Annotated in this window: 23 protein-coding genes; 15 read left to right on the top strand and 8 right to left on the bottom strand. The window is 73.5% G+C overall.

Annotated features, from left to right (window positions below; translation table 11 throughout):
* Positions 1 to 854 precede the first annotated feature (854 nt).
* Positions 855 to 1661 (bottom strand): NmrA family NAD(P)-binding protein, encoded by an 807-nt coding sequence (locus ACIBCA_RS26850; RefSeq protein WP_396285564.1) that lies wholly within the window; start codon positions 1659 to 1661, stop codon positions 855 to 857.
* 87 nt (positions 1662 to 1748) lie between these two features.
* Between ACIBCA_RS26850 and ACIBCA_RS26855 the strand changes: the two genes are divergently transcribed.
* The 8 genes from ACIBCA_RS26855 (at position 1749) to ACIBCA_RS26890 (ending at position 10779) form a co-directional block, all read left to right on the top strand.
* A complete protein-coding gene (locus ACIBCA_RS26855; protein WP_396285565.1) occupies positions 1749 to 2168 on the top strand; it encodes a winged helix-turn-helix transcriptional regulator in 420 nt (139 codons plus the stop codon).
* Positions 2169 to 2187: 19 nt separating this feature from the next.
* Positions 2188 to 2868: a GNAT family N-acetyltransferase gene (locus tag ACIBCA_RS26860; RefSeq protein ID WP_396285566.1), complete on the top strand. Its 681-nt coding sequence runs from the start codon at positions 2188 to 2190 to the stop codon at positions 2866 to 2868.
* Between the two features lie 80 nt (positions 2869 to 2948).
* Positions 2949 to 3593, top strand: a complete 645-nt coding sequence (locus tag ACIBCA_RS26865; RefSeq protein WP_396285567.1) for a TetR family transcriptional regulator — start codon at positions 2949 to 2951, stop codon at positions 3591 to 3593.
* Between the two features lie 163 nt (positions 3594 to 3756).
* Positions 3757 to 5355 carry an FAD-dependent monooxygenase gene (locus tag ACIBCA_RS26870; RefSeq protein ID WP_396285568.1) on the top strand — a complete coding sequence of 533 codons (1599 nt, stop codon included), beginning with the start codon at positions 3757 to 3759 and terminating at the stop codon, positions 5353 to 5355.
* A gap of 265 nt (positions 5356 to 5620) precedes the next feature.
* Positions 5621 to 6379 (top strand): class I SAM-dependent methyltransferase, encoded by a 759-nt coding sequence (locus ACIBCA_RS26875; protein WP_396285569.1) that lies wholly within the window; start codon positions 5621 to 5623, stop codon positions 6377 to 6379.
* Between the two features lie 204 nt (positions 6380 to 6583).
* Positions 6584 to 8194: a Y4yA family PLP-dependent enzyme gene (locus ACIBCA_RS26880; protein WP_396285570.1), complete on the top strand. Its 1611-nt coding sequence runs from the start codon at positions 6584 to 6586 to the stop codon at positions 8192 to 8194.
* Positions 8191 to 9540, top strand: coding sequence for a pyridoxal-phosphate dependent enzyme (locus ACIBCA_RS26885; RefSeq protein WP_396285571.1), 1350 nt, complete (start codon positions 8191 to 8193; stop codon positions 9538 to 9540). The genes ACIBCA_RS26880 and ACIBCA_RS26885 overlap by 4 nt, the downstream gene beginning before the upstream one ends.
* A gap of 12 nt (positions 9541 to 9552) precedes the next feature.
* On the top strand, positions 9553 to 10779 hold the full coding sequence (locus ACIBCA_RS26890; RefSeq protein WP_396285572.1) for an aminotransferase class V-fold PLP-dependent enzyme: 1227 nt from the start codon (positions 9553 to 9555) through the stop codon (positions 10777 to 10779).
* A gap of 48 nt (positions 10780 to 10827) precedes the next feature.
* Here ACIBCA_RS26890 and ACIBCA_RS26895 read toward each other — a convergent pair whose 3' ends face one another.
* Positions 10828 to 11349, bottom strand: coding sequence for an RICIN domain-containing protein (locus ACIBCA_RS26895; protein ID WP_396285573.1), 522 nt, complete (start codon positions 11347 to 11349; stop codon positions 10828 to 10830).
* A gap of 213 nt (positions 11350 to 11562) precedes the next feature.
* On the opposite strand from ACIBCA_RS26895, the gene ACIBCA_RS26900 reads away from it, so the two are divergent.
* The 3 genes from ACIBCA_RS26900 (at position 11563) to ACIBCA_RS26910 (ending at position 14969) form a co-directional block, all read left to right on the top strand.
* A complete protein-coding gene (locus ACIBCA_RS26900) occupies positions 11563 to 12300 on the top strand; it encodes a Mut7-C RNAse domain-containing protein (protein WP_396285574.1) in 738 nt (245 codons plus the stop codon).
* A gap of 200 nt (positions 12301 to 12500) precedes the next feature.
* Positions 12501 to 14342 carry a CocE/NonD family hydrolase gene (locus tag ACIBCA_RS26905; RefSeq protein ID WP_396285575.1) on the top strand — a complete coding sequence of 614 codons (1842 nt, stop codon included), beginning with the start codon at positions 12501 to 12503 and terminating at the stop codon, positions 14340 to 14342.
* A gap of 126 nt (positions 14343 to 14468) precedes the next feature.
* Positions 14469 to 14969, top strand: a complete 501-nt coding sequence (locus tag ACIBCA_RS26910) for an inorganic diphosphatase (protein ID WP_396285576.1) — start codon at positions 14469 to 14471, stop codon at positions 14967 to 14969.
* Here the strand turns inward: ACIBCA_RS26910 and ACIBCA_RS26915 are convergent.
* Positions 14966 to 16249, bottom strand: coding sequence for a pyroglutamyl peptidase (locus ACIBCA_RS26915; protein ID WP_396285577.1), 1284 nt, complete (start codon positions 16247 to 16249; stop codon positions 14966 to 14968). The two genes, ACIBCA_RS26910 and ACIBCA_RS26915, sit on opposite strands and share 4 nt — an antisense overlap.
* 170 nt (positions 16250 to 16419) lie before the next feature.
* Here ACIBCA_RS26915 and ACIBCA_RS26920 point away from each other — a divergent pair, with 170 nt between their 5' ends.
* Both ACIBCA_RS26920 and ACIBCA_RS26925 read left to right on the top strand, forming a co-directional pair.
* Entirely contained in the window at positions 16420 to 17430 is a 1011-nt protein-coding gene (locus ACIBCA_RS26920) for a TerD family protein (RefSeq protein ID WP_396285578.1), read from the top strand.
* 183 nt (positions 17431 to 17613) lie between these two features.
* Positions 17614 to 18183 carry a Uma2 family endonuclease gene (locus ACIBCA_RS26925; protein WP_396285579.1) on the top strand — a complete coding sequence of 190 codons (570 nt, stop codon included), beginning with the start codon at positions 17614 to 17616 and terminating at the stop codon, positions 18181 to 18183.
* A gap of 73 nt (positions 18184 to 18256) precedes the next feature.
* Here ACIBCA_RS26925 and ACIBCA_RS26930 read toward each other — a convergent pair whose 3' ends face one another.
* Entirely contained in the window at positions 18257 to 20323 is a 2067-nt protein-coding gene (locus ACIBCA_RS26930) for an MDR family MFS transporter (protein WP_396285580.1), read from the bottom strand.
* Here ACIBCA_RS26930 and ACIBCA_RS26935 point away from each other — a divergent pair.
* On the top strand, positions 20322 to 20492 hold the full coding sequence (locus tag ACIBCA_RS26935; protein WP_396285581.1) for a hypothetical protein: 171 nt from the start codon (positions 20322 to 20324) through the stop codon (positions 20490 to 20492). The two genes, ACIBCA_RS26930 and ACIBCA_RS26935, sit on opposite strands and share 2 nt — an antisense overlap.
* Positions 20489 to 21955: a DHA2 family efflux MFS transporter permease subunit gene (locus tag ACIBCA_RS26940; RefSeq protein ID WP_396285582.1), complete on the top strand. Its 1467-nt coding sequence runs from the start codon at positions 20489 to 20491 to the stop codon at positions 21953 to 21955. Before ACIBCA_RS26935 ends, ACIBCA_RS26940 begins: the two co-directional genes overlap by 4 nt.
* On the opposite strand, the gene ACIBCA_RS26945 is transcribed toward ACIBCA_RS26940, so the two are convergent.
* The 4 genes from ACIBCA_RS26945 to ACIBCA_RS26960 all read right to left on the bottom strand — a co-directional run bounded on the left by ACIBCA_RS26945 (position 21949) and on the right by ACIBCA_RS26960 (position 25453).
* Positions 21949 to 22725: a hypothetical protein gene (locus ACIBCA_RS26945; protein ID WP_396285583.1), complete on the bottom strand. Its 777-nt coding sequence runs from the start codon at positions 22723 to 22725 to the stop codon at positions 21949 to 21951. The two genes, ACIBCA_RS26940 and ACIBCA_RS26945, sit on opposite strands and share 7 nt — an antisense overlap.
* A 119-nt stretch (positions 22726 to 22844) precedes the next feature.
* Positions 22845 to 23840: a DUF1648 domain-containing protein gene (locus tag ACIBCA_RS26950; protein ID WP_396285584.1), complete on the bottom strand. Its 996-nt coding sequence runs from the start codon at positions 23838 to 23840 to the stop codon at positions 22845 to 22847.
* Positions 23837 to 24184: a GntR family transcriptional regulator gene (locus ACIBCA_RS26955; protein ID WP_396285585.1), complete on the bottom strand. Its 348-nt coding sequence runs from the start codon at positions 24182 to 24184 to the stop codon at positions 23837 to 23839. Before ACIBCA_RS26955 ends, ACIBCA_RS26950 begins: the two co-directional genes overlap by 4 nt.
* A 78-nt stretch (positions 24185 to 24262) precedes the next feature.
* The gene (locus tag ACIBCA_RS26960) at positions 24263 to 25453 is read right to left on the bottom strand and encodes an MFS transporter (protein ID WP_396285586.1); all 1191 of its coding nucleotides are present in this window, start codon (positions 25451 to 25453) and stop codon (positions 24263 to 24265) included.
* Between the last annotated feature and the right edge of the window lie 19 nt (positions 25454 to 25472).

Raw genomic sequence — 25472 nt, forward strand, 5'->3', positions numbered from 1 at the left:
GCGCATCGCCTTAGCACGTGCTGGCGGCGCCCGTTCCCCGCTGCACTGGAAGTCGGCTGGCTCGACTTCCTGCGCAGCTTCATTCGGCCTTGGCCACACCGCCCTGGTCTTCGACCGGGCAGCCCGGCACTACGCAAGTAGTGGCACTACTTGCGTAGTAGCTCCGGCCGCGCTGGCCGCCTCGAAGGTCCGGTCGGGGGCGCCGGGGCCCTGCCCGCTCTGAGGGGTTGGCTTCGGCCCGCACGGCGCAGCCTCTGCCCCGACCGGGGCAGAGGCTGCGCCGTGCGGGCGTTGGTGAGGCGCTGCTGGGCGATCCGATGGCAGGGGCTGGCGGGTCCTGGGCCGGACGGGAGGCGGTTGTGGCGGCGGCCACGGATGGGGGTGGGCACTGGTGGTTGCTCGGTTGGGGTTGGTCTGTGTGGTGGAGCTGTTGCCTTGGTTGGGGTGGGGTTCGGGTGCTTGGGGGGTGGGGTCCTGGGGGGTCTGGTGGTGCGGGGTGTTGGCGGGTCCTGGGCTGGGGTGGGAGGTGGCTTCGGGTTGGGGTTGGGGTTGGTCTGTGTGGTGGAGCTGTTGCCTTGGCCGGGGTGGGGTTCGGGTGCTTGGGGGGTGGGGCCCTGGGGGGTCTGGTGGTGTGGGAGGTGGCTTCGGGTGGGGGTTGGGGTTGGTCTGTGTGGTGGAGCTGTTGCCTTGGTTGGGGTGGGGTTCGGGTGCTTGGGGGTGGTGGGCGGATCCGGTGGTAGGGGCCGGCGGGGTTCTACGGCAGGCGGGGGTCTGCCCGATCTGGGTGCGGTCCCGGGCTGCTGTTGCTCGTTGCACAGGAAGTCGGCCCGCCCGACTTCCTGTGCAACGGGGGTCTAGGACGGGCGGGAGACGGCTGCGGCCGCCAGGGGGAGGGGGTTGCGGGGCGGGTGGGGGAGGAGGGTGGTCAGGTCGGGGGAGGGGGTGGCGAGGAAGTGGTGGCGGATGGCGGTGGCGATGGAGGCGGCCATGGGGGGCTGGAAGGGGAGGAGGGCGGGGGACTGGGTGAGGAGGCGGCGGCGGAATTCGCCGAGGGGGATGGTGTGGTGGGGCGCGCCGAGGTGGGTGGCCACCTGGGGGGCGGTGATGGGGGCGCCGACCAGGTCGTAGGTGCGGCCGGTGTGGGGGGTCGGGGTGGCGGCGACGGTGGCCGCGGCTTCGGCGAGGTCCTGGCGGGCGACGGCGGCCAGGGCGCCGTCGGCGAACGGGGATTCCAGGCCGCGGTCCGTCCAGGTCAGCAGGGAGCCGAAGAGTTCGGCGTAGAGGCCGTTGCGCAGGATCGTCCACGGCAGGCCGCTCGTTCGGACGAGGTGTTCGGTGGCGCGGTGGGCCAGGGCGAAGCCGAGGTGGTCGCCGGCCGTGGTGAGGCTGGTGTAGACGACGTGGCCGACGCCGTCGCGTACGGCGGCGTCCAGGACGGCCGCGTGCCGGGCGAGGACCACGTCGTCCTCGGCGTAGCCAGCGGAGACCAGCAGCAGGGTCGACACCCCGGTGAGGTCGAGGGTCGCGGGGTGGTCGAAGTCGAGGTGCCGCATCCCCTCGCCGGGGGTGCGGCTGCCGCCCGTCGCGGTGGCGCCGGCGGCCCGTAGTGCCGCGAGGGCGGCCGAGCCGAGGTTTCCGTGGGCGCCTGTCACCAGGATCATGTGCGTGGGAGCCTTCCATCGTGGTTCTCTTCGGTAACTACGCTCGATCCTCGACCGCCCGCCCGCCGGCCACAAGGAGGCAGTTCGATGTCACCCACGCACACCGGGGTAACCACCCCCGCCGCCCTCGACCCCTGCGGCCGCGAGGAGCACCCCGACTGCGGCATCCGTGACGTCCTGGACCGCATCGGCGACAAGTGGTCGGTGCTCGTCATCGTCGAACTCGCCGGTGGGCCACGGCGGTTCCGCGAGCTGCAGCGCGCCGTCGAGGGGATCTCCCAGCGGATGCTCACCCTCACCGTCCGCCGGCTGGAGCGCGACGGCCTGGTGCTGCGCACCGTGTACGCGACCGTCCCGGCCCAGGTCGACTACCGGCTGACGGAGACCGGCGCGGGCCTGACACACCTGGTGAAGGCCCTCGCCGACTGGTCGCTCGCCCACCGCGGCGTCATCGCCGAGGCCCGGCACGCCTACGACCGGGACCACCCCGACCACGACATCCGCTGACGGGGGATCGGAAAAGGGTGTGCGCGACGGATACGGCCCCGGCACACTGGCGCGGGTGCTCATCAACCACTGGCCGATCAGGGGCCTCAGCGTCAGGACGGACCGTCTGGAGCTGCGGCTCCCCACCGAGGAGGAGCTGGCGGAGATCGCCGACGTCGCCGCGCGCGGCGTCCACGGCCCGGGCGAGCGCCCCTTCCTGTCGTCCTGGACGGACCGGCCGCCGGCCGAGCGCGCCCGGCACGTGGTGCAGGCCCACTGGAGAAGTCTGGGCCGGTGGACTCCCCAGGAGTGGACGCTGGACCTGGTCGCCTTCCACGAGGGGCGCCCGGTCGGCATGCAGGACCTGCGGGCCGTGGACTTCGGTGTCCGCCGCGAGATCGTCTCGGGCTCGTGGCTGGGGCTGGAGCACCACGGGCGCGGGCTCGGCACGGAGATGCGCCTGGCCGTGCTGCACCTCGCCTTCGCGGAGCTGGGGGCGGTCTCGGCGACCTCGGATTCCTTCGCCGACAATCACGCCGCGCTGACCGTGTCGCGCAAGCTCGGCTACCGCCCGGACGGCATCACGCGGGACGTCCTGCACGGCGAGGTCGTCGAGTCGCAGCGCTTCCGCCTCTCCCGCGAGGACTGGTACGGGCGGGAGCGCCCGCCGGTGGGGGTGAGCGGGTTCGCGGGCTGCGAGGCGCTCTTCGGCATCGGCTGAGACGGCCGCCCGACCATCCCAAAAAACTTGCCGCCACGGAAACATTGCCGTGGCGGCAAGTTTCGTCCTACGCTGTTCGCATGGCACCAGCAGAGAAGACCGCAGGGCAGCCCGGACAACCCGGGCAGCCGGGGCTCCGCGAGCGCAAGAAGCGCGAGACCCGGGTGGCACTGAGCCGGGCGGCCATCAAACTCTGCGTCCTGCACGGCTGGGACGCCGTGACGGTCGACCAGATCGCCGCCGAGGCGGACGTCTCGGTCCGCACCTTCCGCAACTACTTCGCCGGCAAGGCCGAGGCGATCGCCGCCAGCCACCTGGAGCGGATGCACCAGGTGGCCGACGACCTGCTGGAACGCCCGGCCGGTGAGCCGCTGTGGGACTCGCTGCTCCACGCCGTGCTCGGGCGGTTCGCGCCGCAGGACGACTCCGCGCCGCAGAACGAGCGCTGGCGCGAGGGGGTGCGGCTGATGCTGGCCGAGCCCGCGCTGGCCGGGGAGATCGTCAAGGCCAACGCCGCCGCCCAGCAGGAGCTGGCCAGGGCCGTCGCGCTGCGCACCGGGACGGACCTCGAGCACGACGTCTACCCGCACCTGGTGGCGGCCGTGGTCGCGGCGGGCAGCGGGGTCGCGGTCGAGCGCAGCCTGCGCGCGGAGGCGTCCGTACCGCTGGGTGCAGCCCTGGCCGAGGTGTTCGAGCAGCTCGCGGCGGGGCTGCCCGTTCCGTAGCGCCGAGAGTCCCGTAGCGCTGAGAGTTCCGCAGTGCCGAGAGTTCCGTAACGCCGAGAGCTCCCTGCCGCCGCGGGTTCCGTACCGCCGCAAGCGCGACGTCCCGCTCGTTTCAGCGTTTCCGATGCCACCGACGTGGCATCCGCATCAGAGGAGATCTGGCATGACCATGACCTTAGACGTGATCATCGTGGGCGGCGGCCCGAACGGGCTGATGCTGGCCTGCGAACTGAGCCTGGCGGGCATCCGCCCCGTCGTGCTGGAGCAGCTGCCGCAGCCCTCCACCGAACCCAAGGCCAACGGCCTCCTCGGCCAGGTCGTGCGCCTGGCCGACCACCGGGGCCTGTACGAGCCGCTCAGCGGCAGCGCGGAGCCCCCGCAGCCGAACTCCGCCTACTTCATGTTCGCCGCGATGGGCCTCGACCTCGGCCTGCTGGACGCCAGTCCGGTGTACGGCCTGGCGGCCCCGCAGCACCGCATCGTCCAGCTCCTGGAGGAACGGGCCCTCGCCCTCGGCGTCGACCTGCGGCGCGGGTACCGGGTCGACGACCTCGCCCAGGACGGGGAGGCCGTCACCCTCGACGTCACCGGCCCCGAGGGCGGGCGGCGGCTGCGCGCCCGCTACGTGGTCGGCGCGGACGGCGCGCGCAGCGTGATCCGCAAGCGCGGCGGCATCGGGTTCCCCGGCGTCAGCTACGACCGGCGCACCAACCGCACCGCCCACGCCACCGTGCCCGCCGACTGGGTCGACCCCGCGAGCGGCGCCCTGACCGTCCCCGGCCACGGGCCCGTGCTGCCGTTCCTGCCCCACCGCACCGACGGGGGCGGCTTCTCCTACGCGCCCTTCCCCGGCCGGCCGCCGCTGGTCAGCACCACCGAGTGGGACCAGCCCGCCACGGACGAGCCGATGACCCTCACCGAGATGGAGGAGAGCATCCGCCGGGTGCTCGGCGTCGACCTGCCGCTCGGCCCGCCGCAGGGGGAGGGCCCGCACGTGCTGCGGCGGGTCGACGGCGGCAACACCCGCGTGGCCGACCGGTTCCGTGAGGGCCGGCTCTTCCTGATCGGCGACGCCGCCCACGTCTACACCTCCGGCGGCGGGCCCGGGCTCAACCTCGGCCTCCAGGACGCCGCCAACCTCGGCTGGAAGCTCGCCGCCGCCCTGCGCGACACCGCCCCGCCCGGCCTGCTCGACACCTACGACGCCGAGCGCCGGCAGGCCGCCCGCCGCATGGTGCTGAACGCCGAGGCGCAGTCCGCCCTCACCGCGCCGGGCAGCGAAACCACCGCCCTGCGCGAGCTCTTCGCCGAACTGCTCACCCACAAGGAGGTCGTCCAGCACCTCGCCGACCTCACCGCCGGCACCGACGTGCGCTACGAGATGGGTCTCGCCGACCCCCACCCCGCCGTCGGCCGCTTCGCGCCGGAGCTGGAGCTGAGCACCCCGACGGGCCGGGTCCGGCTCGCCGAGCTCGCCCGCGGCGCCCGGCCGCTGCTGATCGACCTCACCGAGGACCGGTCGCCGGCCTCGGTGCTGACGGAGGGCCAGGAGGCGGTCGACCTCGTTCTCGCAAAGCCGGAACCGGAACCGGATCCGGGCCTGGGCCTGGAGGGCGCGCCCGGCGCTACCGGTCTTATCGGCCTCACTGGTCTGCTGATACGCCCGGACGGCTACGTCGCCTGGGCCTGCGGCTCGCCCCGCCCGGCGCCCGCCGAACTGGACGCGCTGCGTTCGGCGCTCGCCCGCTGGTTCGTGGCCTGACCGACCGCCGGTAGCCCCCGGCGGCGCCGCACTACGCCAGTAGTGGCACTACTGCAGTAGTGCCACTACTGGCGTAGTTCCCGCCCGGCCCCGACCTGACGAGCCGCCGCCCGCCGCGCCCGCCGTGCATCCATAAATGAAAACGGATATCGTTTCGCAGTGATGGCTCTCACTCCGCGGCCCCATTGCCTGCTGGGGTGGGCATGACAAACACTGGCGGCGAGCGGAGCTCTCGAGAATGCGCGCGAACACGGCGGGAGTGGACATGCCGGTCGATGCGGCCCTGGCCGAGACCTGGATCGAGCGCTGGGAACGCCAGCAGGAGCGGTATGCGGTGGAGCGCGAGGAGCGGTTCACCGTGGTCGCCGACGTGGTCGAGCAGATCGCCGGGCACCGCGAGCGCCCGCTCGTGGCGGATCTCGGCAGCGGGCCCGGTTCGCTGTCCGCGCGGGTGGCGGCGCGGCTGCCGCACGCCGAGGTGCTCGCCGTCGACATCGACCCATTGCTGCTCTCCCTCGGGCGGGCGCGGCGGCCCCAGATCGCCCGCTGGGTCGAGACGCTGATCGGCCGCCCGGGGTGGGTCGACGCGCTCGGGCTCGATCGTCCGCTGGACGCCGTGGTGTCCTCGACCGCGCTGCACTACCCGCCGCCGGAGACGCTCCTCGGCATCTACCGCGACCTCGCGGGCGTGATGAGCCCCGGTGCCGTCCTGGTCAACGCCGACCATCTGGTCCCCGAGGAGCCCTCGCTCGCCGAGCTCGCCCTCGCCGTCGAGCGGCGCCGCTGCCAGCGCCGGGGTGGGGGCGCCGCCGAGGACTGGTCGCAGTGGTGGGCGGCCGCCGCCCGCATCCCCGAGTTCGCGGACCTGCTGGAGGCCCGGGCGCGGCAGCTGCCGCCGAGCGAGGGCGACGGGAACGGTCTCTCGGCCGCCCGGCACGCGGACCTGCTGCTGCGGGCGGGCTTCCGTCAGGCGGGTCCGGTCTGGCAGTACGGGACCAGTGCGGTGCTGGTGGCCCTGCGCTGAAAAAGTCCTAACTGGACGTCAACTCTCCACATTGGCACAGTCTTTGCGATGGCGTGACAGAAAGTCCTGTTGCGTGAAACTGAAAACAGTTACCGTTTCCCTCGGCCGGGGACGACGGCCGACAAGGGGCAGCCTGTCGGTGGCTGCCGTGCCTCCTCCATGCCGATTTCATCCGATTTCCGATGACGGGGAGCTGTTTTCGCGATGCGGTCATCACCGCTCCATCCTGAGCCGCCCCACTCCGAGCCGCCCCACTCCGAGCCGCACCATCCCGAGCCGCCCCACACCGAGCCGCACCATCCCGAACCGCTGCGGCTCGAACCACGGCTGGAGCCCCGGCTCCGCACCCTCCTGGAAGCGGGCGACTTCCTGCACCCGCTGGTCGACGCGCTCGGGTCACCCCTGAACGTGCTCCTGCCCGAACAACTCGCGGACAACCTCGCCCGCTTCCGCGCCGTCTACCGCGAGCACCACCTCGCCGGCCCCATCCACTTCGCCCACAAGGCGAACCGCTCCCGCGCGCTCGTGCGCCGCCTCGCCGCCACCGAGGCCGGGCTGGACGTCGCCTCCCTGGCCGAACTCCAGCACGTCCTCGGGGACGGGATCACGCCCGAGCGGGTCATCGCCACCGGCCCCAAGAACCGCGCGTTCCTCTGGCTCGCGGCCCGTACGGGCGTCGCCGTCAGCCTCGACTCCACGGCCGAACTCGACGAACTGGCCGACCTGGTGCGCAAGAACGCCTTGCCCCGGGTGCGCGTCCTGCCGCGGCTGTCGGGGTTCCGGGCGCAGGGCGTCACGGTGCTCAGCCGTCCGAGCCGTTTCGGCACGGACGTCGGCGCGCTCGACGGCCTGCTCGACGCGCTGGAACGCCACCGGGACGCCGTCGAACTCACGGGCCTGGCCTACCACCTGGACACCGTCGACCTGAACGAGAAGGCCGTGGCGCTCGAAGCCTGCATCCAGGCGATGAACGAGTGCCACCGCCGGGGCTTCCACCCGCGCACGATCGACATCGGCGGCGGGTTCGGCGTCGACTACCTCGCCGACGGCGCCCAGTGGCAGCGGTACACCACCGAACTGACCAAATCCGTCCTCGGCCACCGGGACCCGCTCACCTGGCAGGGCCACGGCTACGGGCTGCGCAACGAGGCCGGCACCCTGCGCGGCACCCTCGGCCTCTATCCGGCGCACCGCCCGCTCGCCGCCGCCGCGTACCTGGACGCCCTGCTCCGCCACCCGGCCCCCACGCTCGGACGGCCGCTGGCCACCCTGCTGCTGGAGAACCTGTACGACCTGGCAGTGGAACCCGGCCGGGCGCTGGTCGACCAGTGCGGGGCCGCGCTCGCCCGCGTCCTGGAGGTCCGCCGCACCCCGGACGGCGACACCCTGGTGCGGCTGGAGATGAACGCCCGGGACGTCAGCCTGGAGGAGCACGGCGTCCTGATGGACCCGGTCCTCGTCCCCCGGCCCGGACCGCCCTCGGCCCGGGAAGCGCCGGCCGCACCGGACGGGGTCCACCTGATCGGCAACCTCTGCCTGGAGGCCGACCTGATCACCCGCCGCAAGGTGTTCCTGCCCCGCCTCCCGGCCCCCGGCGACCTGCTGGCCTTCGCCAACACCGCCGGCTACTTCATGGACTTCAGCGCCGACCGGGCCCTCCAGCAGCCCGTCGCGCGCAAGGTCGCCGTCCACCGGCAGGACGGCGCCTGGCACTGGCGCCTGGACGAGCAGTACTGGCCCATCGACGCGACGGCGCCCGACGGGAACGCCACAGCCATCGCCACCGCCGAGGAACAGGGGGAGAGACAGGCATGAGGTACGACAGCATCACGGACGCGATCGGCGACACCCCGCTGGTCCGGATCGACCCGGCGGTGACCGGTCTTCGACACATCGACCTGTACGCCAAGCTGGAGATGCTCAACCCCTTCGGCTCCGTCAAGGACCGCGCCGCCTGGACCATGACCCGCGACGCGCTCCCGGCCGCCGTCGAACGCGGCGACACGATCGTCGAACTGTCCAGCGGCAACACCGCCAAGGCACTCGCCCTGATCGCCGGCATGCACGGACTGCCCTTCAAGAGCGTCACCAACCGGATGAAGGTCCCCGAGGTCAAGGACCTGCTGCTGCTCCTCGGCGCCGAGATCGAGGAACTGCCCGGCCGCACCGAGTGCCTGGACCCGACCGACGTCGACGACCCGCTCACCCGCATCCACCGGATGCTCTCCGAGGCGGACTCCGGATACCTGCACACCGACCAGTACTACAGCCCGCTCAACCTGGAGGCGCACCTCACCGGCACCGGCCCGGAGATCCTCCGCGACCTCGGCGGCCGCGCGCCCGACCACTTCATCGCCTGCGTCGGCACCGCCGGATCGTCCACCGGCGTGGCGAGCGTCCTGCGCGCCCACAACCCCGAGGTGGAGGTGGTCGGGCTGGTCGCGCACAAGTCCGACTTCATCCCCGGCATCCGCACCATCGACGAGGTGCACGAGGTGGGTCTGTTCGACCCCGCCACCTACGACACCATCGCCTCGGTGACCGCCGACGAGGCCATCGACGGCATGCTCACCCTTATCCGCCGCTGCGGCATCCTGGCCGGCCCCACCGGCGGCGGCGCCCTCCACGGCGCGCTGCGCCATCTGCGGGTGGTGGACGAGGAGTCGGGCCCGGAGGGCGAGCAGGGCGAGCAGGGCGAAGAACGTAGGACGGCCGTCTTCATCGTCTGCGACCGGGCCGAGAGCTACCTGAGCTACGTCCGCCAGCGCAGGCCCGAGCTGCTCAACCGGCCCGCGCGGCCCAACTCCCTCGCCACGCTGGCCCCTTCGGAGGTCGAGGCCGCCCGCTCCCTCGACGTGGACGCCGCCCGCCGGTGGATCGCCGAGGAGAGCCCGCTGGTCGTCGACCTGCGCGGGCCCTTCGCGTACGCGGCCCTGCACATCGAGGGATCGATCAACATCGTCGACGAGCTCTTCGACGAACTCCTGCACGGTGGACTGCCGTTCGGCGCGAGCCGCCCCGTGCTGCTGGCCTGCCCGGTCGGCGAGAAGTCCGTCCGGTACGCGGCGCTGCTCACCCGGATGGGACACCGGGACGTGCGCAGCCTCGCCGGCGGCGTCATCGGCTGGCGCGACGCCGGCGCCCCCCTGGTCCGGGACTGAACGGAGGCGGCCATGACCACCCACGACGAACGATGTACCCCGGCCGGCACCACCGGCGATCTGGACGAACTCGGCGACTGGCAGCGGGAATTGCGCGCCCAGTTCCCCATCGTCACCGGCAGCCCCGGCCTGGCGTACCTGGACAGCGCGGCCACCTCCCAGAAGCCGCAGGCCGTGCTCGACACCGTCCAGCACTACCTCACCACCGCCAACGCCAACGCCGGGCGCGGCACCTACACCTGGGCCAACGCCACCACCGCCCTCGTCGAGCGCACCCGGGCCCGCGTCGCCCGCTTCCTCGGCGACCCGGCGCCACTGGAACGCTCCGGCGTCCACTTCACCAGCGGCGCCACCGAGGGCCTGCGCACGGTCGCCCGGGACTGGCTGCCCCGCCACCTGCGCGACGGGGACGAGATCATCGTCCCCTTCGCCGATCACCAGGCCAACGCCCTGCCCTGGCTGGAGGCCCGCGACCTGCTCGCCGAGCGGGGCGTGCGCGTCACGGTGCGTGAGCTGCCCTACGAGGAAGCCTCGCACGACTACGACCCGGCCGCGCTGGCCGGGCTCGTCACCGAGCGCACCGCCTTCCTCGCCGCCACCCACGTGCACCACGTCTACGGCGGCGACATGAACGTCCACCGCCTCCGGGCCGCCGTCGGCCCCCGGGTGCCGATCTGCCTGGACGCGGCGCAGAGCGTCGGCCACCTGCCCGTGGACGTCGGCGCCCTCGACGTCGACTTCCTGGTCTTCTCCGGGCACAAGGCGATGGCCCTGCCCGGCACCGGCGCCGTCTGGGCCCGCAACCTCCGGGGCCCCGGGTTCCGCCCCGGCGGCTGGTCCGGCACCCCCAACACCTGCGGGATCGCCAGCCTGGAGGCCGCCCTGGACTGGCTGGAGGCCGCCGGCACCGACCGCATCCGCCGCTGGATCGTCGCCCTCGCCGCCCGCCTCACCGAGGGGCTGCGCGGGGCGCAGGCGTACGAGGTCCTCGGCTGCCAGCAGAGCCTCGCGGGCGACACCGAGGTGCAGCGGCGCGAGGGCATCGTCACCTTCCGTCACCGGGCGATCGGCTCCAACGACCTCGGCTTCGTCCTCGCCAGCCACGGGCTGATGGTGCGGGCGGACGGGCACTGCCAGGGCCGGGCGGGAGAGAGCGAGAGCTCGGTGCGGGTGAGCCTGCACGTCTACAACACCCCGGAGGAGGTCGACCGCCTCCTCGCCGTCCTGCTCGCCCTGTAGCGCCTCTGCGGCCGGCGCCCCCCGGCGAGGGGCACCGGCCGCAGGCCGCTAGAACGGGGCGGACGTGATGTTCTCGTTGGAGTAGTTGCCGCAGGGGAACAGGCGCGCCTCGGCACCCTGGAACAGGCCGCCCCAGGCGTTCAGACAGTTCGTGGACGCCACCTTCGGCTGCAGCTGGATGTTGCCGCCGTAGTAGGTCTTGTTCCACAGCACGTCACCGGGGTTGGACGAGTCGCAGTAGTAGAGCTTGAGGTGGTTGCCCGTGGTGTCGCCGCCCTCCCAGTTGTTCACGCACAGCGGCCGCTTGTCGGGCGACTCGTGGGAGAAGACGATGCGGAAGTGGGTGGCGTCCACCGTCTCGATCGACCACTGCTGGGCCCAGGTGTTGTTGCAGCCCCAGATCTGCACGGGGTTGCCGGGAGTCCAGTTCCCGCCCTGGGAGTCCAGGCAGAAGCCGCCGGCGAACCGGATCTCGTTCTGTCCGTCGGCGTGCGCCGGGGTGGCCACCACGAGGCCGAGCAGGGGGACGGAGGCGGCGGCGAGGGCGGCTATGCGCTTGCGGATGGCCATGTCTGAACGTGTTCCTTCGATCTGATGAACGGACGGATCACCAACGTACGCAGAAGGCGGGGCGCCGACGGCGTCCCATCCGCGTCCCACGCCGCCGTGACGGTGTCTCAGCGCGATGACCTGCGCATTGGGACGGCGCCCGAGGTGAAACTGGAGACGTCCCGGCCCGCAAACCTGTGGCCCCCGCCCGCCGGACGCTGGCATGCTGGCGGTGTGGACCGACCCCAGATCTGGCTCGACTTCGCCCCTGAGCTGCACCTCTTCGTCTCCGCCCCCCGGCGCGCAGGGCGCTCCGCGCTGCGCACCGACGGCGCCTCCACCCTCGGCCACGTCGTCGAGTCGCTGGGCGTTCCGCTCACCGAGGTCGGCGCGCTGCTGGTGGACGGGCGCCCGGTGCCCGACTCCCACGTCCCCGCCGACGCCGAGGAGATCACCGTCCGGGCCGTGGCCAGGCCCCTGCCTTCGGGGGACGCCCCGCCGCGCTTCCTCCTCGACGTGCACCTGGGCACCCTCGCCCGCCGGATGCGGCTGCTCGGCATCGACGCCGCCTACGAGAACCCCGACATCGGCGACGCCGCGCTCGCCGCCCGCTCCGCCGCCGAGCAGCGCGTCATGCTCTCCCGCGACCGGGGCCTGCTGCGCCGGCGCGAACTGTGGGCCGGCGCGTACGTCTACAGTCACCGCCCCGCCGAGCAGCTGCGCGACGTGCTCTCCCGCTTCGCGCCGCCGCTCGCGCCCTGGAGCCGCTGCACCGCCTGCAACGGCGCGCTGCGCCCGGCGACCAAGACCGCCGTGCGCGAGCAGCTGCACGACGGGACGGAGCGCTCGTACGACGCCTTCGCCCAGTGCGTCGAGTGCGGACAGGCGTACTGGCGCGGCGCCCACCACGCCCGGCTGGAGGCCATCGTCGACGACGCCGTGCGCGAGTTCGGCGGCGCGGCGGCGGTGTAGCTCACTCGGGGCGCCTCGTGCCAGGGCACGAGGCGCCCTGGCACGAGGCCCGGCGGTCGTGGTCCCCTCGGCGGCGGGGGACGAGCCCGAAACTCCGTGCACGTTACGAGATGAGGCCGGGTCGTCGCATGAAATCTCAGTCTCCGTCGCAGCCGTCGCAGCCGTCGCAGCCGTCGCAGCCGTCGCCACCGAGGCGGCCGTTGCGCCGCCCGCTGGCCGCGCTGCTCGCCGCCACCGCCGTCCTCGGGCTCGCCGCCGCGCCCGCCGGCGCGCAGTCCGGCCCCACGGAACCGCCGTTCCAGTCACGCTACGTGGCCATGCCCGACGGCGTACGCCTCGCCGTCGACGTCTACCTTCCCGAGGGCACGCGCCCCGGCGCCCAGCTGCCCACCGTTCTGGTCACCCAGCGCTACTGGCGCGCCCGCGTCTCGCCCGCAACCCCGGACGGCGGCCGCAGCGGCCCCGCCGGGGCGTGGAACGCCCGCGGCTACGCCTACGTCGTCGCCGACCTGCGCGGCACCGGCGCCTCCTTCGGCACCCTCACCGCCGAACTCGGCGAGCAGGTCACCGCGGACAGCGGCCCGCTCGGCGACTGGATCGCCGCCCAGCCCTGGTCCAACGGCCGGGTCGGCACCACCGGCGTCTCCTACGGCGGCGACACCGCCGTGCTCGCCGCCTCCCTCGGCAACCACCACATCGCCGCCGTCGCGCCGGTCTCCTACGACTTCGACCCGTACGAGGACCTGGTGCGCCCCGGCGGCATCGAGATCCAGCCCCGCATCGCGCCGTACGCCCTGCTGCTGAGCATCCTCGACGCCCGCGCCGGCACCACCTGCGAGACCAGCGACGAGACCCGGGCGCTGTGCGCACAGGTCGGCCTCACCGGAGCCTCACCCCGCCCGGTGGACGGACCGGACGGCCCGGCCCTGCTCGCCGCCGCCCGCGCCGAGCACGCCGGCAACGCCAACCTCGTCGAGATGGCGCACGCCGGCGTGTACCGCGACTACCGGGACGGGCCCAAGAACTGGACGGACGGCAGCGTCGGCGAGCGCACCGAGGCGATCGAGGAGGGCGGTGTGCCCGTGCTCACCGTCGCCGGCTGGCTGGACGCGGGCACCGCCAACGGTGTGCTCTCCCAGTTCACGAGCCTCGACAACACCCAGGAGGCCTGGCTCGGCCCCTGGAACCACGGCGCCTCCCACCTCGCCGACCCGTTCCTGCCCGAGCGCCGCCTCACCGACCAGGAGCGCGCCGAACTCGACCAGCGGGTCCAGGCGTTCTTCGACCGGTACGTCCGCGACGGCCGACAGCCGCACGGGCAGCGGAAGTTGCACTACTACACCTTCAACGAAGGCGTCTGGCGGTCCACTTCGCGCTGGCCCCTGACCGGCACCGGCACCCAGCGGTTCTACCTCGGCGAGGGCGGCGCCCTCACCCGCCAGAGGCACCCGGGAGACCAGGGCGGCGACCTGCTGCGGCTCGACCGCACCGCCGGCACCGGGGAGCTCGACCGCTGGAACACCAACCTCTCGGGGCAGGCGGTCCGTTACCCCGACCGCGCCGCCGTCGACGCCAGGCTCCTCAGCTACACCACCGCACCGCTGGCCGCCGACACCCGGGTCACCGGCAACGGCCGCGTCACCCTCGACGTGACGGGCCTCGCCGGCTCGGCGCACGGCGCCCTGCACGTCTACCTGGAGCACGTCGCGCCCGACGGGAAGGTCACCTACCTGACGGAGGGTCAACTCGCCCTGGATAACCGTGCCGTGGCCGACGGCAACCCGGACTGGCGGCGGCTGCGCACCCCGCGCACCTACGACGCGGGGGACGCCCGGCCCTTCCCGCAGGGCCGCGCCGAGTCCGTCACCCTGGACCTGCTGCCCGTCGCGGCGCTGTTCCGGGCCGGCGACCGGATCCGGCTCACCGTCGCCGCCGCCAACCCCGACTCCTTCGAGCTGCTCCCGCCGAACGGCGACGCGAGCTACCTGATCGGGCACGGCGGCGCGCGCCCGTCCGCCCTGGACCTGCCGGTGGTGCGCTGATCCGAGCTGCCCGGGCCGCCCGCCGCCGGGCCGCCCCTGCCGCCCCTCGGCCGTACGGCGGCGGAGGGGTGCCGGGCGGCCCGGCGCGGCGGAGAATCTCCCCAGGGAACGCCGGAGGAGGCCGCGGTGGAGTTCGAGGTGATGATCGAGATCCCGCAGGGGTCGCGCAACAAGTACGTGATGGACTTCGCCGCGGGCCGCATCCGCCTGGACCGCACGCTGTTCACGGCCACCGCCTATCCGACCGACTACGGCTACGTCGAGGGCACCCTCGGCGGGGACGGCGAGCCGCTGGACGCCCTGGTGCTCGGCGGCGACCCGGCCGTCCCCGGGTGCGTGCGCACCTGCCGGGCCGTGGGCATGTGGGTGATGCGCGACGAGCGCGGCCCCGACCAGAAGGTGCTCTGCGTCCCCGCGCACGACCCGCGCTACCGGGACCTGCGGGGCATCGGGGACGTGCGGGAGTTCGACCTGCTGGAGATCACCCACTTCTTCCAGGTGTACAAGGACCTCGAGCGCGGCAAGTCCGTCGAGGGCTCCCACTGGGCGGACCGGGACGCGGCGTACGCCGAGATCGCCGCGTCCCGGGCCCGGGCGGTCGGGACCCGCTTCGCGCGGACGCCTTAGAGGCGGGCGCTGCCGAGGATCGCCCGCACCTCGGCCGCGATGGCCGCCTCGTTGCGCTCGAACTCGGGCGCGGTCAGACGGTCCTGTTCGGTGGGCAGGCCCGTGAGCACAGGGGTGTGGAGGTGCCCGCCGGGCAGGTCGGGGGCGAGTTCCAGGCGCAGCCGGTTGGAGCGGTAGGCGACCTCGTTGGAGAGGTAGCCGCCCCCGCCGCCGTTGACGGCGCGCGAGCCCTCGGTGGGGCCGTCCTCCCGGTCGACGGGGTACTCGCCGCCCGCGGGGATCTCGGTGACGGCGGTGTTGAGGTACACCGGGAACGGCTGCTGGACGGCCGTCATGGCGTCGGTGGGCAGGCTGGTGCGGATGAACTCGGGCCCCTCGCCCAGCCCGGGGGCGTCCACCGGGTGCGTCCGGGTGCCGCCGGAGCGGGCGGCCAGGTTGTCGGTGGCGGGGTCGGCGCTGCGGGCGCGTCCGGCCCAGGCTTCGAGGGTGAAGACGCCGGGGTAGCCCTGGCTGATGCTGGTGATCAGGTCGGCGGCCTGCGGCCCGGGCTCCAGGTGCTTGCCGTACGCGCGTTCCACGATGCCGCGGTCGAAGTCGCCGTAGCGCACGGGCAGGACGACGGCCCGCACCTCGGCGGTGCTGCCGTCGGCCAGGGTGATGCGGCCGCCGTGGAGCTGGAGGACGGCCGCGCCGGCGGGGTTGGCGCGGCGGGGCTCGGTGTCCAGGCCGTACGGGTCGAAGCCGCTGATGAAGACGTGGCGTACGTCGGGGGAGCCGCCCGACCCGTCGCCGAAGCCGTCGTCCAGTCCGCGCGAGGCGTCCTCGAAGCGGCTGCGCAGCGCGGCCCCGTCGACGGCGAAGGCGGGCTGCCAGCGGGCGAGTTGGACGGTCATGGCGAGCCTGGTCCAGTACAGCGGGCGGTCGTCGAGGGCGGGCAGCTCGCCGGACGGGCGGCGGCCCTGGGCGCGGTCCACGCCGGCCTGCCACAGCGCCCGGCCCCAGCCGGTGACGATCCGTTCGGCCTGGCGGGCGCTGCGGGCGGAGCAGAGCGCGGCGGGGAAGGCGCGCGGCAGGCCGTCCAGGCCGGAGCGCTCGGTGAACGCGGCCGTGCGGGCGTCCTGGAGGCGGGCCTGTTCGGCGTCGGGGTGCTCGGCGGTGGCGCGCAGGCAGTCAGCGGGGTCGGCGGCGGGGGCGGCCTGGGCGACGGCCGGGGCGAGGAGGGCGGCGAGCGTTCCGGTGAGGGCGGCGGCCAGCCCGGCGGCGCGGCGAAGGCGTGTCATGTCCACCGACAATAGGGGTCGGGCTGACGCCCCGCCAGGGTGCCGACGCAGGGCCCGGCCCGCACTCCTGCGAGGATGATCGATCGCCCGGGAACCGCCATGACCTCTACAGCGTTGTCGTCGTCGAACGGGGATACGACGGTAATCGGCACGGCTGTGGAGGAAGTCCCATGAGTGTGGCCCTGACCAGGGGCGCCAACGTCTCGTTGAGCAGGCTGGCCCCCGGGCTGCGCACGGTGCGCGTCGGCCTCGGCTGGCAGGCCGGCGGCGGCCTCGACCTGGACGCCAGCGCGCTGCTGTGCGGGCCCGGCGGCAAGGTGCTCTCGGACCAGCACTTCGTCTTCTTCAACAACCTGCGCAGCCCGGACGGCGCCGTCCGCCACGCGGGCGCCTCCGGCGCGGTCGGCGGGGACCAGGAGCGGATCGAGGTCGGCCTCGCGGAGGTCTCCGCGGGGGTGGAGAAGATCGTGTTCGCGGTGGCGATCTACGACGCGGTGCCCCGCCGGCAGACCTTCGGGCAGGTCCGGGGCGCCTTCATCCGCGTCGCCGACGAGGACAGCGGCACCGAGCTCGCCCGCTACGACGTGGCGGCCGAGGCGGGCAGCGAGACGGCGATGGTCTTCGGCGAGCTGTACCGCAACGGCGCGGAGTGGAAGTTCCGCGCGATCGGGCAGGGCTACGCCTCGGGGCTCGCCGGGATCGCCACCGACTTCGGGGTGGACGTCCTCCAGCCCGCCGCGCCCGCGCCCGCTTCCGCCGCCGCCGTCTCCGCGGCGCCCGCCGTCATCCCCAAGAACCAGCCAGTGACAGGGAGTTCTCCCGTGACCTGCTTCTTCGACCCCTCGCACGGCCAAGGCTCGACGGCGGTGCTGTGGCAGCCGCAGTGGGGCGTGCCGCGCCAGATCGAGGCGTGCGCGGCCTGCGCCCAGCGGGTGCAGACCACCGTCCCCCCGTTCTACACCCCGCCCCAGGCCGGCTACCCGCAGCAGGCCCAGCCCCAGGTGCCCGGCCAGGCCCAGCCCGCCGAGGGCGGCGGCCGCCGCTTCGGCACCGGCGCCATGATCGGCGCGGGCGCGGCGGGCCTGGTCGGCGGCATGCTGATCAACGAGGCCCTCAGCGACGACGCGCCCGAGGTGGTCGTCAACAACTACTACGAGAGCGACGACGACGGCTTCTTCTAGACCGCGGCTCTCCCGTCGAACGGCCGTACGGCGCACAGGCGCGCCGTGCGGCCGTTCGACAGCCCACCCGTGGTCGCCCGAGTCGGCCGATCGCAGATGATCAAGAATCGCCAACCTCGCGCGGTGGGCCGATGGGTGGCGCGGAGCAGGGCAGAATCAGGGGTGGACGGAAGGAGATTCGTCGTGAGTACGGCACCCCGTGTCGCCGGTGATTACAGCACCGTCAGCGACCCCGAGCGGGCGTTGAAATATGCGATCCGACACTTCGCCGGCGACCGCACCGAGATCATCGAGGGAGTCATCACCCCCATGTCGCCGTCCTGGGCGCACGAGTCCGCCGCCGAGGTCGTGCGCCGGCAGATCACTCCCCGCATGGACGAGCTCGACCTGGTGTCGGGCTCCGGCAACCTCGACCTGCCCGGCAGTGAGAACTGGTACATCCCGGACCTCGCCGTCGTGCCCGCCGAGCTCGCGGCGAAGGCCGAGGGCGCGCTGCTGCCCGACCAGACCCTGCTGGTCGTCGAGGTCACCTCCCCGTCCAACGCGGAGACCGACGGGGTCGTCAAGCGCCGCCGCCACGGCCAGTACGGCGCCCCGCTCTACCTCCTCATCGACCGGCAGAACCGCACGTGCACGCTCTTCAGTGAACCGAGTCGCCTCGGCTACGCGAGCGAGAGCGGTCCGCACCCCTTCGGCGCGTCCGTCCACCTCCCGGCGCCCTTCGACGTCGACCTCGACACGAGCCGCCTGTAGCCGGCACGCCGGAGCCCGCCTTTGCCGTGGGGGCCGTGGGGGCCGTGGGGCTGGCTGTGGGGGCCGTGCGGGGTCAGCGGCGGGCGGTCTCCTGGGGGCGGGCGTGGGTGGGGAGGCCGTTGGCGAGGTCTTCGGTGAGGAGGCGCCAGGCGATGGCGGTGGCGGCGGTGCGCAGTTGGGGGCTGCGGGGGCGGCCGGCGTCGGCGTCGAGGCGGGCGTTGAGCCAGTCGGACCAGGCGGCGGCGAGGGTGCGGACCTCGCGGGTGCCGGCCTCGGTGAGGGCGAGGCGGTCGCCGTCGCGGGTGAGGTGGCCCTCGGCGGCCATCCGGTCGAAGACCGGTTCCAGGACCTCGGGCGGGATGCGCTTGCGGGCGGCGACGAGCTCGAGGGAGGCGTGCCCGACGGCCTTGGTGTGGCCGGCGACCTCCATCAGCGCCCAGGCGCCGGCGAGGTCCACGCCCGCTCCGGCGGAGCCGACGATCGAACGGACGGTGGTGAGGTCCACGTTCCGCACGATCTTGCCGACCGCGTACTCCAGGTGCGGGTCGGAGTCGCTGGTCGTGGGCTGGGCGAAGCCCTCGCCCATGTCGGTGGAGCCGGCCCGGGCGGTGTCGCGCAGCTGCACCTGCTTGAGGAACAGCGCGACCAGGAACCCGACCGCCGCCACCGGGATCGTCCACAGGTAGACGGTGTGCAGCGCGTCCGAGTACGCCTGGACGATCGGCGCGGCCTGGTCGGCGGGCAGGCGGTGCAGTCCCTGGGGGCTCTCGGCGGCCCGGGCCAGGACGGCCGGGTCCGCGCCGGTGAGGCGGGCGGCGGCGCCGACGCCCTGGGTGAGCTCGGTCTTGAGGCTGTTGGCGTAGATGGTGCCGAAGACGGCGGTGCCGAAGGAGCTGCCGATGGTGCGGAAGAACGTCACCCCGGAGGTGGCGGTGCCCAGGTCCGCGTAGTCGACGGTGTTCTGCACGGCGATGGTGAGCACCTGCATGCTCAGCCCGATGCCGACGCCCAGGACGAACATGTACAGCGAGGCCAGCGCGGTGCCGGTGCCGGGCTCCAGCCGGGACAGCAGGTAGAGGCCCAGGGCCATCACGGCGGTGCCGGCGATCGGGAAGACGCGGTAGTGGCCGGTCTTGCTGACGATGTTGCCGCTGGCGATGGAGGCGATCAGCAGGCCGATGACCATCGGCAGCATCCGCACCCCGGAGACGGTCGCCGAGTCCCCGTCCACGTACTGCAGGAAGGTCGGCAGGAAGGTGAGCGCGCCCAGCATCGCGAAGCCGACGATGAAGCTGAGCACCGAGCAGACCGCGAACACCGGGTTGCGGAACAGCCGCATCGGCAGCATCGGCTGGGCGGCCCTGGTCTCCGCCCAGCAGAACAGGGCGAGGGCGACGGCGCCGCCCACGAACAGGGCGATGATCACCCCGGAGCCCCAGGCGTACTGGTTGCCGCCCCAACTGGTCGCCAGGATCAGGGCGCTGGCGCCGATCGAGACCAGCGCAATGCCCAGGTAGTCGATCACCGGGCGCACGGCCGCCCGTACGGCGGGGATCGTCCGGGCGGCGGCGATGACGACCACGATCGCGATCGGCACGTTGACGTAGAACGCCCAGCGCCAGGACAGGTGGTCGGTGAACAGCCCGCCCAGCAGCGGCCCGATGACCGTCGCCAGGCCGAACACGGCGCCGATCGCGCCCTGGTACTTGCCCCGCTCGCGCAGCGGGATGACGTCGGCGATCAGGGCCATGGCGGTGACCATCAGGCCGCCCGCGCCGATCCCCTGCACGGCCCGCCAGGCGATCAGCAGGGTCATGTTGGTGGAGAGGCCGCACAGGAACGAGCCGGTGATGAAGACGATCGCCGACACCTGGAAGATCAGCTTGCGCCCGTACAGGTCGCCGAACTTGCCCGCGAGGACGGTGGCGACGGTCTCGGCGAGCAGGTACGCGGTGACCACCCAGGACATGTGGGCGGCCCCGCCGAGGTCCGAGACGATGGTGGGCAGCGCGGTGCCGACGATCGTCTGGTCCAGGGCGGCCAGCAGCATGCCGAGGACGATGGTGGCGAAGACGACGTTGCGCTGCCGTACGTCCAGGACCGGTGGGGCGGACGGCTGGGGTTCGGTGGCGACTGTCATGGGCTCAGCCTCCGGGGCGGGCGCGCCGGTCGCGATCCGGTTCGGCCGTACGGGTGAGGGCGGGCGCCCGGTGGCGCTGGTCCACGGGCCGGGTGAGGATGACCGCACCGCAGCGCACCGCAGCGACCGCAGCGCCCAGGACCAGGCCGAGGCGACGAGGCACGGATGACCACTCGCGACACCGAAGAGCCGCCGCCCGGCGCCACGGCCGTGGGCGGACGGGCCGGGGCGCGGCGCTGGCGGGCCCTCGCCGTCTGCCTGGTCGCCGGCTTCATGACCCTGCTGGACGTCAGCATCGTCAACGTCGCCCTGCCGACCGTCCGCTCCGGGCTGCACATGTCCGACAGCGGCTTGCAGTGGGTGCTCAGCGGCTACGCCCTCGCCTTCGGCCTGGTGCTCGTCCCCGCCGGGCGCCTCGGCGACGCGCGCAGCCGCCGGGCCGTCTTCCTGACCGGGCTCGCCCTGTTCACCGCCGCGAGCGCCCTGGCCGGGGCGGCGCAGAACCAGGAGTGGCTGGTGCTGGCCCGGCTGTTCCAGGGCGCGGCCGGCGGCGTGCTGGTGCCGCAGGTCTCGGGGTTCATCCAGATCCTCTTCCAGGGGCCCGAACGCGGCCGGGCCTTCGGCGCCCTGGGCGCCGTCATCGGGCTGTCCACGGCCGTCGGCCCGCTGCTCGGCGGTCTGCTGATCCACCTGGCCGGGGCGCAGGACGGCTGGCGCTGGGTCTTCCTGGTCAACCTGCCGATCGGCCTCGCCGCCCTGCCCGTCGCGTACCGGCTGCTGCCCGCGCCCCCGCCCGCCCGCGAGCGGGCCGGGCACCGCGACTTCGACCCCGTGGGCGTGCTGCTGCTCGGCGCGGGGACGGTGGCGCTGCTGCTGCCCTTCGTGCAGGAGCAGCAGTGGCACAGTGCCCGGCGCTGGCTGCTGCTGCCGCTGGCGGCGGCTCTGCTGGCGGCCTTCGTCGTCTGGGAGCGGGTGTACGGGCGGCGGCGCGAGCCCCTGGTCAGCATGGCGCTGTTCGGGGTGCGCTCCTACGCGGCCGGGGTGCTGCTGTCCCTGGTGTACTTCGCCGGGTTCACGGCGATCTTCTTCATCTTCACGCTCTACCTCCAGGCCGGCCTGCACTACGCCGCGCTGACGGCGGGCCTGGCGATCACCCCGTTCGCGGTCGGCTCGGGCGTGGCCGCCGCCGTGGGCGGGCGGCTGGTGAGCCGGATGGGGCGCGGGCTCGTGGTGTTCGGGCTGGTCCTGGTGCTGCTGGGCCTGCTGGCCTCGGCGCTCGCCGTGCACCTGTGGTCCGGGCCCCGGGTGGGCTGGGCCACGGCCCTGCCGCTGCTGGTCGCGGGCGCCGGCAGCGGGCTGGTCATCTCGCCGAACCAGACCCTGACGCTCCAGCAGGTGCCGCTGGCCCGGGCGGGCAGCGCGGGCGGGGTGCTGCAGACGGCGCAGCGCGTCGGCTCCGCGGTGGGCATCGCCGTGGTCGGCTCGGTCTTCTTCGCCCACGCCGCCGGGCCCCGCCCGGACTGGGCCCACGCCTTCCAGCTGGGCGTCACCGTCGCGGCGGGCCTGGTCCTGGTGGCGCTGCTGGTCGCCCTGGCCGACGTACGGGCAGGGCGACCGGGCGCCGGTCAGTGAGAGGCGGCCGCCTGGCGGGGGAGCAGGAGGCGGCGGGTCGAACGGCCGTCGGCGGAGGCGAGTTGGACGGCGGCGCCCATCCAGGCGGCACCGAAGGCCCAGGTGCAGAACCACTCGCACAGGTAGAGGGGGCGGACGGGCCAGGTCTTGCCGATGCCGGTCAGTCCGGCGATGACGGCGAGGGCGAGGAGGGCGAGGATCAGCACGCCGGCGGTGAGGTAGGCGCGGTCGACCCACGGGGGCTGGGCGGGGTTCTGGCTGCGGAAGGAGTGCAGGCAGAACATCGCCAGCAGGAGCAGCAGGAGTGCGGCGAAGACCAGGTGCAGCACGCCGATGGTGGCCTGGAAGGTGGTGGCGTCGTTCGGGGCGGTGGGGCAGAGGGCGACGCCCACGGCGAAGAACCCGGCGGCGCTGCTCCAGCGGTCGTCGCGGCGGTCGAAGCGGTAGCAGATCAGGAAGACCCCGAGTGCGCACAGGCCGCCGACGAAGAGGTTGCGGGTGCTGGTGTAGTACGAGCCGCTCATCGACGGGGGCCACCAGCCGGCCGTGCTCTGCCCGCGTAGCTCGGCGAACAGCCAGTTGCCCAGGGGCAGGGCGATCGGCAGCAGGATGCCGATCAGCCCGACGCCGAGGCGGAGGAAGGTGACGGTGCGTTGGTCCTGGGGGCTGCCGGTGGTGGCGGGTGTGTCTGAGGTGGCGGGTGTGTCTGTGGCGGCGGTTTCGGTGAGGGAGTCGTGTTCGGAGTCGGAGGATTCCTGGGGACGGGTCATGGGGGCCTCCTTGCGCGGACTGCTGTCACCTGGTGTACCCGCTCAGTACCGAACGGTCACCACCGGATCGAGCGGTTTCGCCGTCAACTCCCGTCGGTCAACTCCCGTCGTTCGTACGGTCAGAGGTTCACTCCGGCCGCCGTCGCGATCAACGAGTTGAGCAGGCCCGCGCCCCGTTCGGCATCGTCCACGCTGACCGCGAAGTCGGTGCCGCGCCGCGTGCGCACCACCAGGCACTCGCCCCGCCGCAGCATCACCGTCGTGCCCCGGTCGTTGATCCGGTACCCCCAGCCGCCGGCCTCACCGGCGCCGCGCTCCTCGACCCTGGCCGACTCGAGCTCGGCGAGGGCCCAGTGCCGGGCGGGCAGGCCGAACGGGCCGAAGCCGACGTGCAGGCCCTGCGACGTCACCCGGACGTGGGCGGAGGAGGCGAGCAGCAGGGCCACCGCGGCCAGCGCCAGGCAGACGGCGGCGGGCCAGTGCCCGTCCGTCAGGCCGGTCGACGAGGTCAGCAGGACGGTGATCGCGCCGAGCCCCAGGATGGTGGCCGCCACCTGTATCGGGACGTTGGCCGCGTGCGAGAGCCACACCGCCCGTTCACCCGCGGGGAGTTGAAGCACCGGGGCGCCCGGCGGGAGGGCGGCGGGTGCGGCGGCGGGCCGGCGGGCGGCCAGCCAGGCCAGCGCGCCGGCCGTGCCGGAGGCGAGGAGGGTCAGGGCCACCTGGAGGCCCAAGGGTGCGGCGTCCTGCCAGCGGGTGTGGTCCAGGTTGGCGTGCACGACGCTCGCCTGGGCGCCCGTCAGCAGGACGCCCGTGCCGGCCAGTGTCGCCGCGAACACCGGGCGGGCCCGGCCAGGCCGGAAGCGGAAGGCGGCCGCGACGACGAGCGTCATTACCAGCCAGACGCCTGCCGGGAACAGGGCCGCCGCCGTTACGGACATCGAGCTGTCGGGGGCGCTCCCGTTCCAGTGGGTGGCGACCTGCTCCGGCAGCCGGTCTCGGGCGGCCAGCGGCATCGTGACCAGCAGTGCCGTGACGCCCAGCGTCCAGGCGACCGCGCCCCAGAGCGCTCCCCGGCTCGCCGGCCGGTGTGCGCCGGGTTCCTCGTCCTTCACGACATCCCCCTGATCAGATCGACGAGATCGTTCCTGCTGTAGCCGGCCCTGGCCGCGTCGGCGATCAACTGCCGTACGCGCTCGGCTAGTTCCGACCTGGCCCCGGCGTCCGCCGCGACCGTGATGCCACGGCCCCGGCGGAACTCCAGCACCCCTTCGTCCCGCAGGGCGCGCAGCCCGCGCAGGACGGTGTTGGTGTTGACCCCCAGGGCCTGCGACAGCTCGCGGGCGGGCGGCAGCTTGTCCCCGGGGGCGCACTCGCCCTCGGCGACGGCGCGTCTGATGGCGCCCGCGACCTGTTCGTGCAGCGGCCGGGCGTCTCCGATGTCCAGCTTCAGCAACATGATGCTAGCGACAGTAGCACCATCTGCCGATGGTGCCACCGTCGCTCGCGCACCTCTCGTGAACGGGGGAGGGGTCGGTCAGTGGTGGGCCGGCACGGGCGCGGCCGGGGCGCTCGTCCGTACGGCGGTGCGGCGCTCCAACTGGGCGGAGCGGAGGGCCAGCAGGAGGGCCGCTCCGGCGAGCAGGGCGCCGACCCAGTTCGGGGCCGTGTAGCCGAACCCGGCGGCGATGACCTGGCCGCCGAGCCAGGCGGCGAGGGCGTTGCCGAGGTTGAAGGCGCCGATGTTGACGGCGGAGGCCAGGGTGGGCGCGCCGTGCGCCTGGTCCAGGACGCGCTTCTGCAGCGGCGGGACGGTGGCGAAGCCGAGCGCGCCGACGAGCAGGATGGTGACGGCGGCCAGGACCTTGTCGTGGGCGGTGAGGGTGAACAGGGCCAGGACGACGGCCAGTCCGCCGAGGGAGGCGTAGAGCATCGGCATCAGCCTGCGGTCGGCGAACCGGCCGCCGAGGAGGTTGCCGAGGAACATGCCGACGCCGAACAGGACCAGCAGCCAGGTGACGGCGCCGTCGGAGTAGCCGGCGACGCGGGTCATCATCGGGGCGATGTAGGTGATCGCGGCGAAGACCCCGCCGAAGCCGAGGACGGTCATCGCCATGGCGAGCAGGACCTGCGGGTTGCGGAACGCCTTCAGCTCTCCGCGCAGGTTGGCGCTCTCGGGGCTCGGCAGGGTGGGGACGAGCCTGGCGATGCCGAGCAGTCCGACCACGCCGAGCGCGGCGACGACGGTGAAGGTGGTGCGCCAGCCGACGGCCTGGCCGATGAAGGTGCCCAGCGGGACGCCGACGATGTTGGCGACGGTCAGCCCGGTGAACATGGTGGCGATGGCGCCGGCCTTCCTGTCCGGGGCGACGAGGTCGGCGGCGACCACCGAGCCGATGCCGAAGAACGCGCCGTGCGCCAGGGAGGCCACGATGCGGCCGGCGAGCATGACGCCCATGGTGGGTGCGGCGGCGGAGAGCAGGTTGCCCGCCGTGAACAGGCCCATGAGGATCATGAGCATCCTCTTGCGGCTGATCCGGGTGCCGAGCGCCGTCATCAGCGGGGCGCCGACGACGACGCCGATCGCGTACCCGGTGACCAGGAGCCCGGCGGAGGGGATGGAGACCCCGTAGTCGCCGGCGATCTCGGGCAGCAGGCCCATGACCACGAATTCGGTCGTGCCGATCCCGAAGGCTCCGATGGCCAGGGCGAGGAGCGCGAGAGGCATGGTGTGCCGCCCTCCATGT

It is taken from the genome of Kitasatospora sp. NPDC051170 (assembly GCF_044455705.1).
Classification (GTDB): Bacteria; Actinomycetota; Actinomycetes; order Streptomycetales; family Streptomycetaceae; genus Kitasatospora.

What these genes read in the sequence shown, in the direction of transcription:
- ACIBCA_RS26930 (WP_396285580.1), bottom strand. Translation starts at nt 20,323, where the DNA reads ATGACAGTCGCCACCGAACCCCAGCCGTCCGCCCCACCGGTCCTGGAC.
- ACIBCA_RS26940 (WP_396285582.1), top strand. Translation starts at nt 20,489, where the DNA reads ATGACCACTCGCGACACCGAAGAGCCGCCGCCCGGCGCCACGGCCGTG.
- ACIBCA_RS26865 (WP_396285567.1), top strand. Translation starts at nt 2,949, where the DNA reads ATGGCACCAGCAGAGAAGACCGCAGGGCAGCCCGGACAACCCGGGCAG.
- ACIBCA_RS26935 (WP_396285581.1), top strand. Translation starts at nt 20,322, where the DNA reads ATGGGCTCAGCCTCCGGGGCGGGCGCGCCGGTCGCGATCCGGTTCGGC.
- ACIBCA_RS26895 (WP_396285573.1), bottom strand. Translation starts at nt 11,349, where the DNA reads ATGGCCATCCGCAAGCGCATAGCCGCCCTCGCCGCCGCCTCCGTCCCC.
- ACIBCA_RS26945 (WP_396285583.1), bottom strand. Translation starts at nt 22,725, where the DNA reads ATGACCCGTCCCCAGGAATCCTCCGACTCCGAACACGACTCCCTCACC.
- ACIBCA_RS26955 (WP_396285585.1), bottom strand. Translation starts at nt 24,184, where the DNA reads ATGTTGCTGAAGCTGGACATCGGAGACGCCCGGCCGCTGCACGAACAG.
- ACIBCA_RS26890 (WP_396285572.1), top strand. Translation starts at nt 9,553, where the DNA reads ATGACCACCCACGACGAACGATGTACCCCGGCCGGCACCACCGGCGAT.
- ACIBCA_RS26920 (WP_396285578.1), top strand. Translation starts at nt 16,420, where the DNA reads ATGAGTGTGGCCCTGACCAGGGGCGCCAACGTCTCGTTGAGCAGGCTG.
- ACIBCA_RS26875 (WP_396285569.1), top strand. Translation starts at nt 5,621, where the DNA reads ATGCCGGTCGATGCGGCCCTGGCCGAGACCTGGATCGAGCGCTGGGAA.
- ACIBCA_RS26855 (WP_396285565.1), top strand. Translation starts at nt 1,749, where the DNA reads ATGTCACCCACGCACACCGGGGTAACCACCCCCGCCGCCCTCGACCCC.
- ACIBCA_RS26880 (WP_396285570.1), top strand. Translation starts at nt 6,584, where the DNA reads ATGCGGTCATCACCGCTCCATCCTGAGCCGCCCCACTCCGAGCCGCCC.
- ACIBCA_RS26915 (WP_396285577.1), bottom strand. Translation starts at nt 16,249, where the DNA reads ATGACACGCCTTCGCCGCGCCGCCGGGCTGGCCGCCGCCCTCACCGGA.
- ACIBCA_RS26850 (WP_396285564.1), bottom strand. Translation starts at nt 1,661, where the DNA reads ATGATCCTGGTGACAGGCGCCCACGGAAACCTCGGCTCGGCCGCCCTC.
- ACIBCA_RS26885 (WP_396285571.1), top strand. Translation starts at nt 8,191, where the DNA reads ATGAGGTACGACAGCATCACGGACGCGATCGGCGACACCCCGCTGGTC.
- ACIBCA_RS26870 (WP_396285568.1), top strand. Translation starts at nt 3,757, where the DNA reads ATGACCATGACCTTAGACGTGATCATCGTGGGCGGCGGCCCGAACGGG.
- ACIBCA_RS26960 (WP_396285586.1), bottom strand. Translation starts at nt 25,453, where the DNA reads ATGCCTCTCGCGCTCCTCGCCCTGGCCATCGGAGCCTTCGGGATCGGC.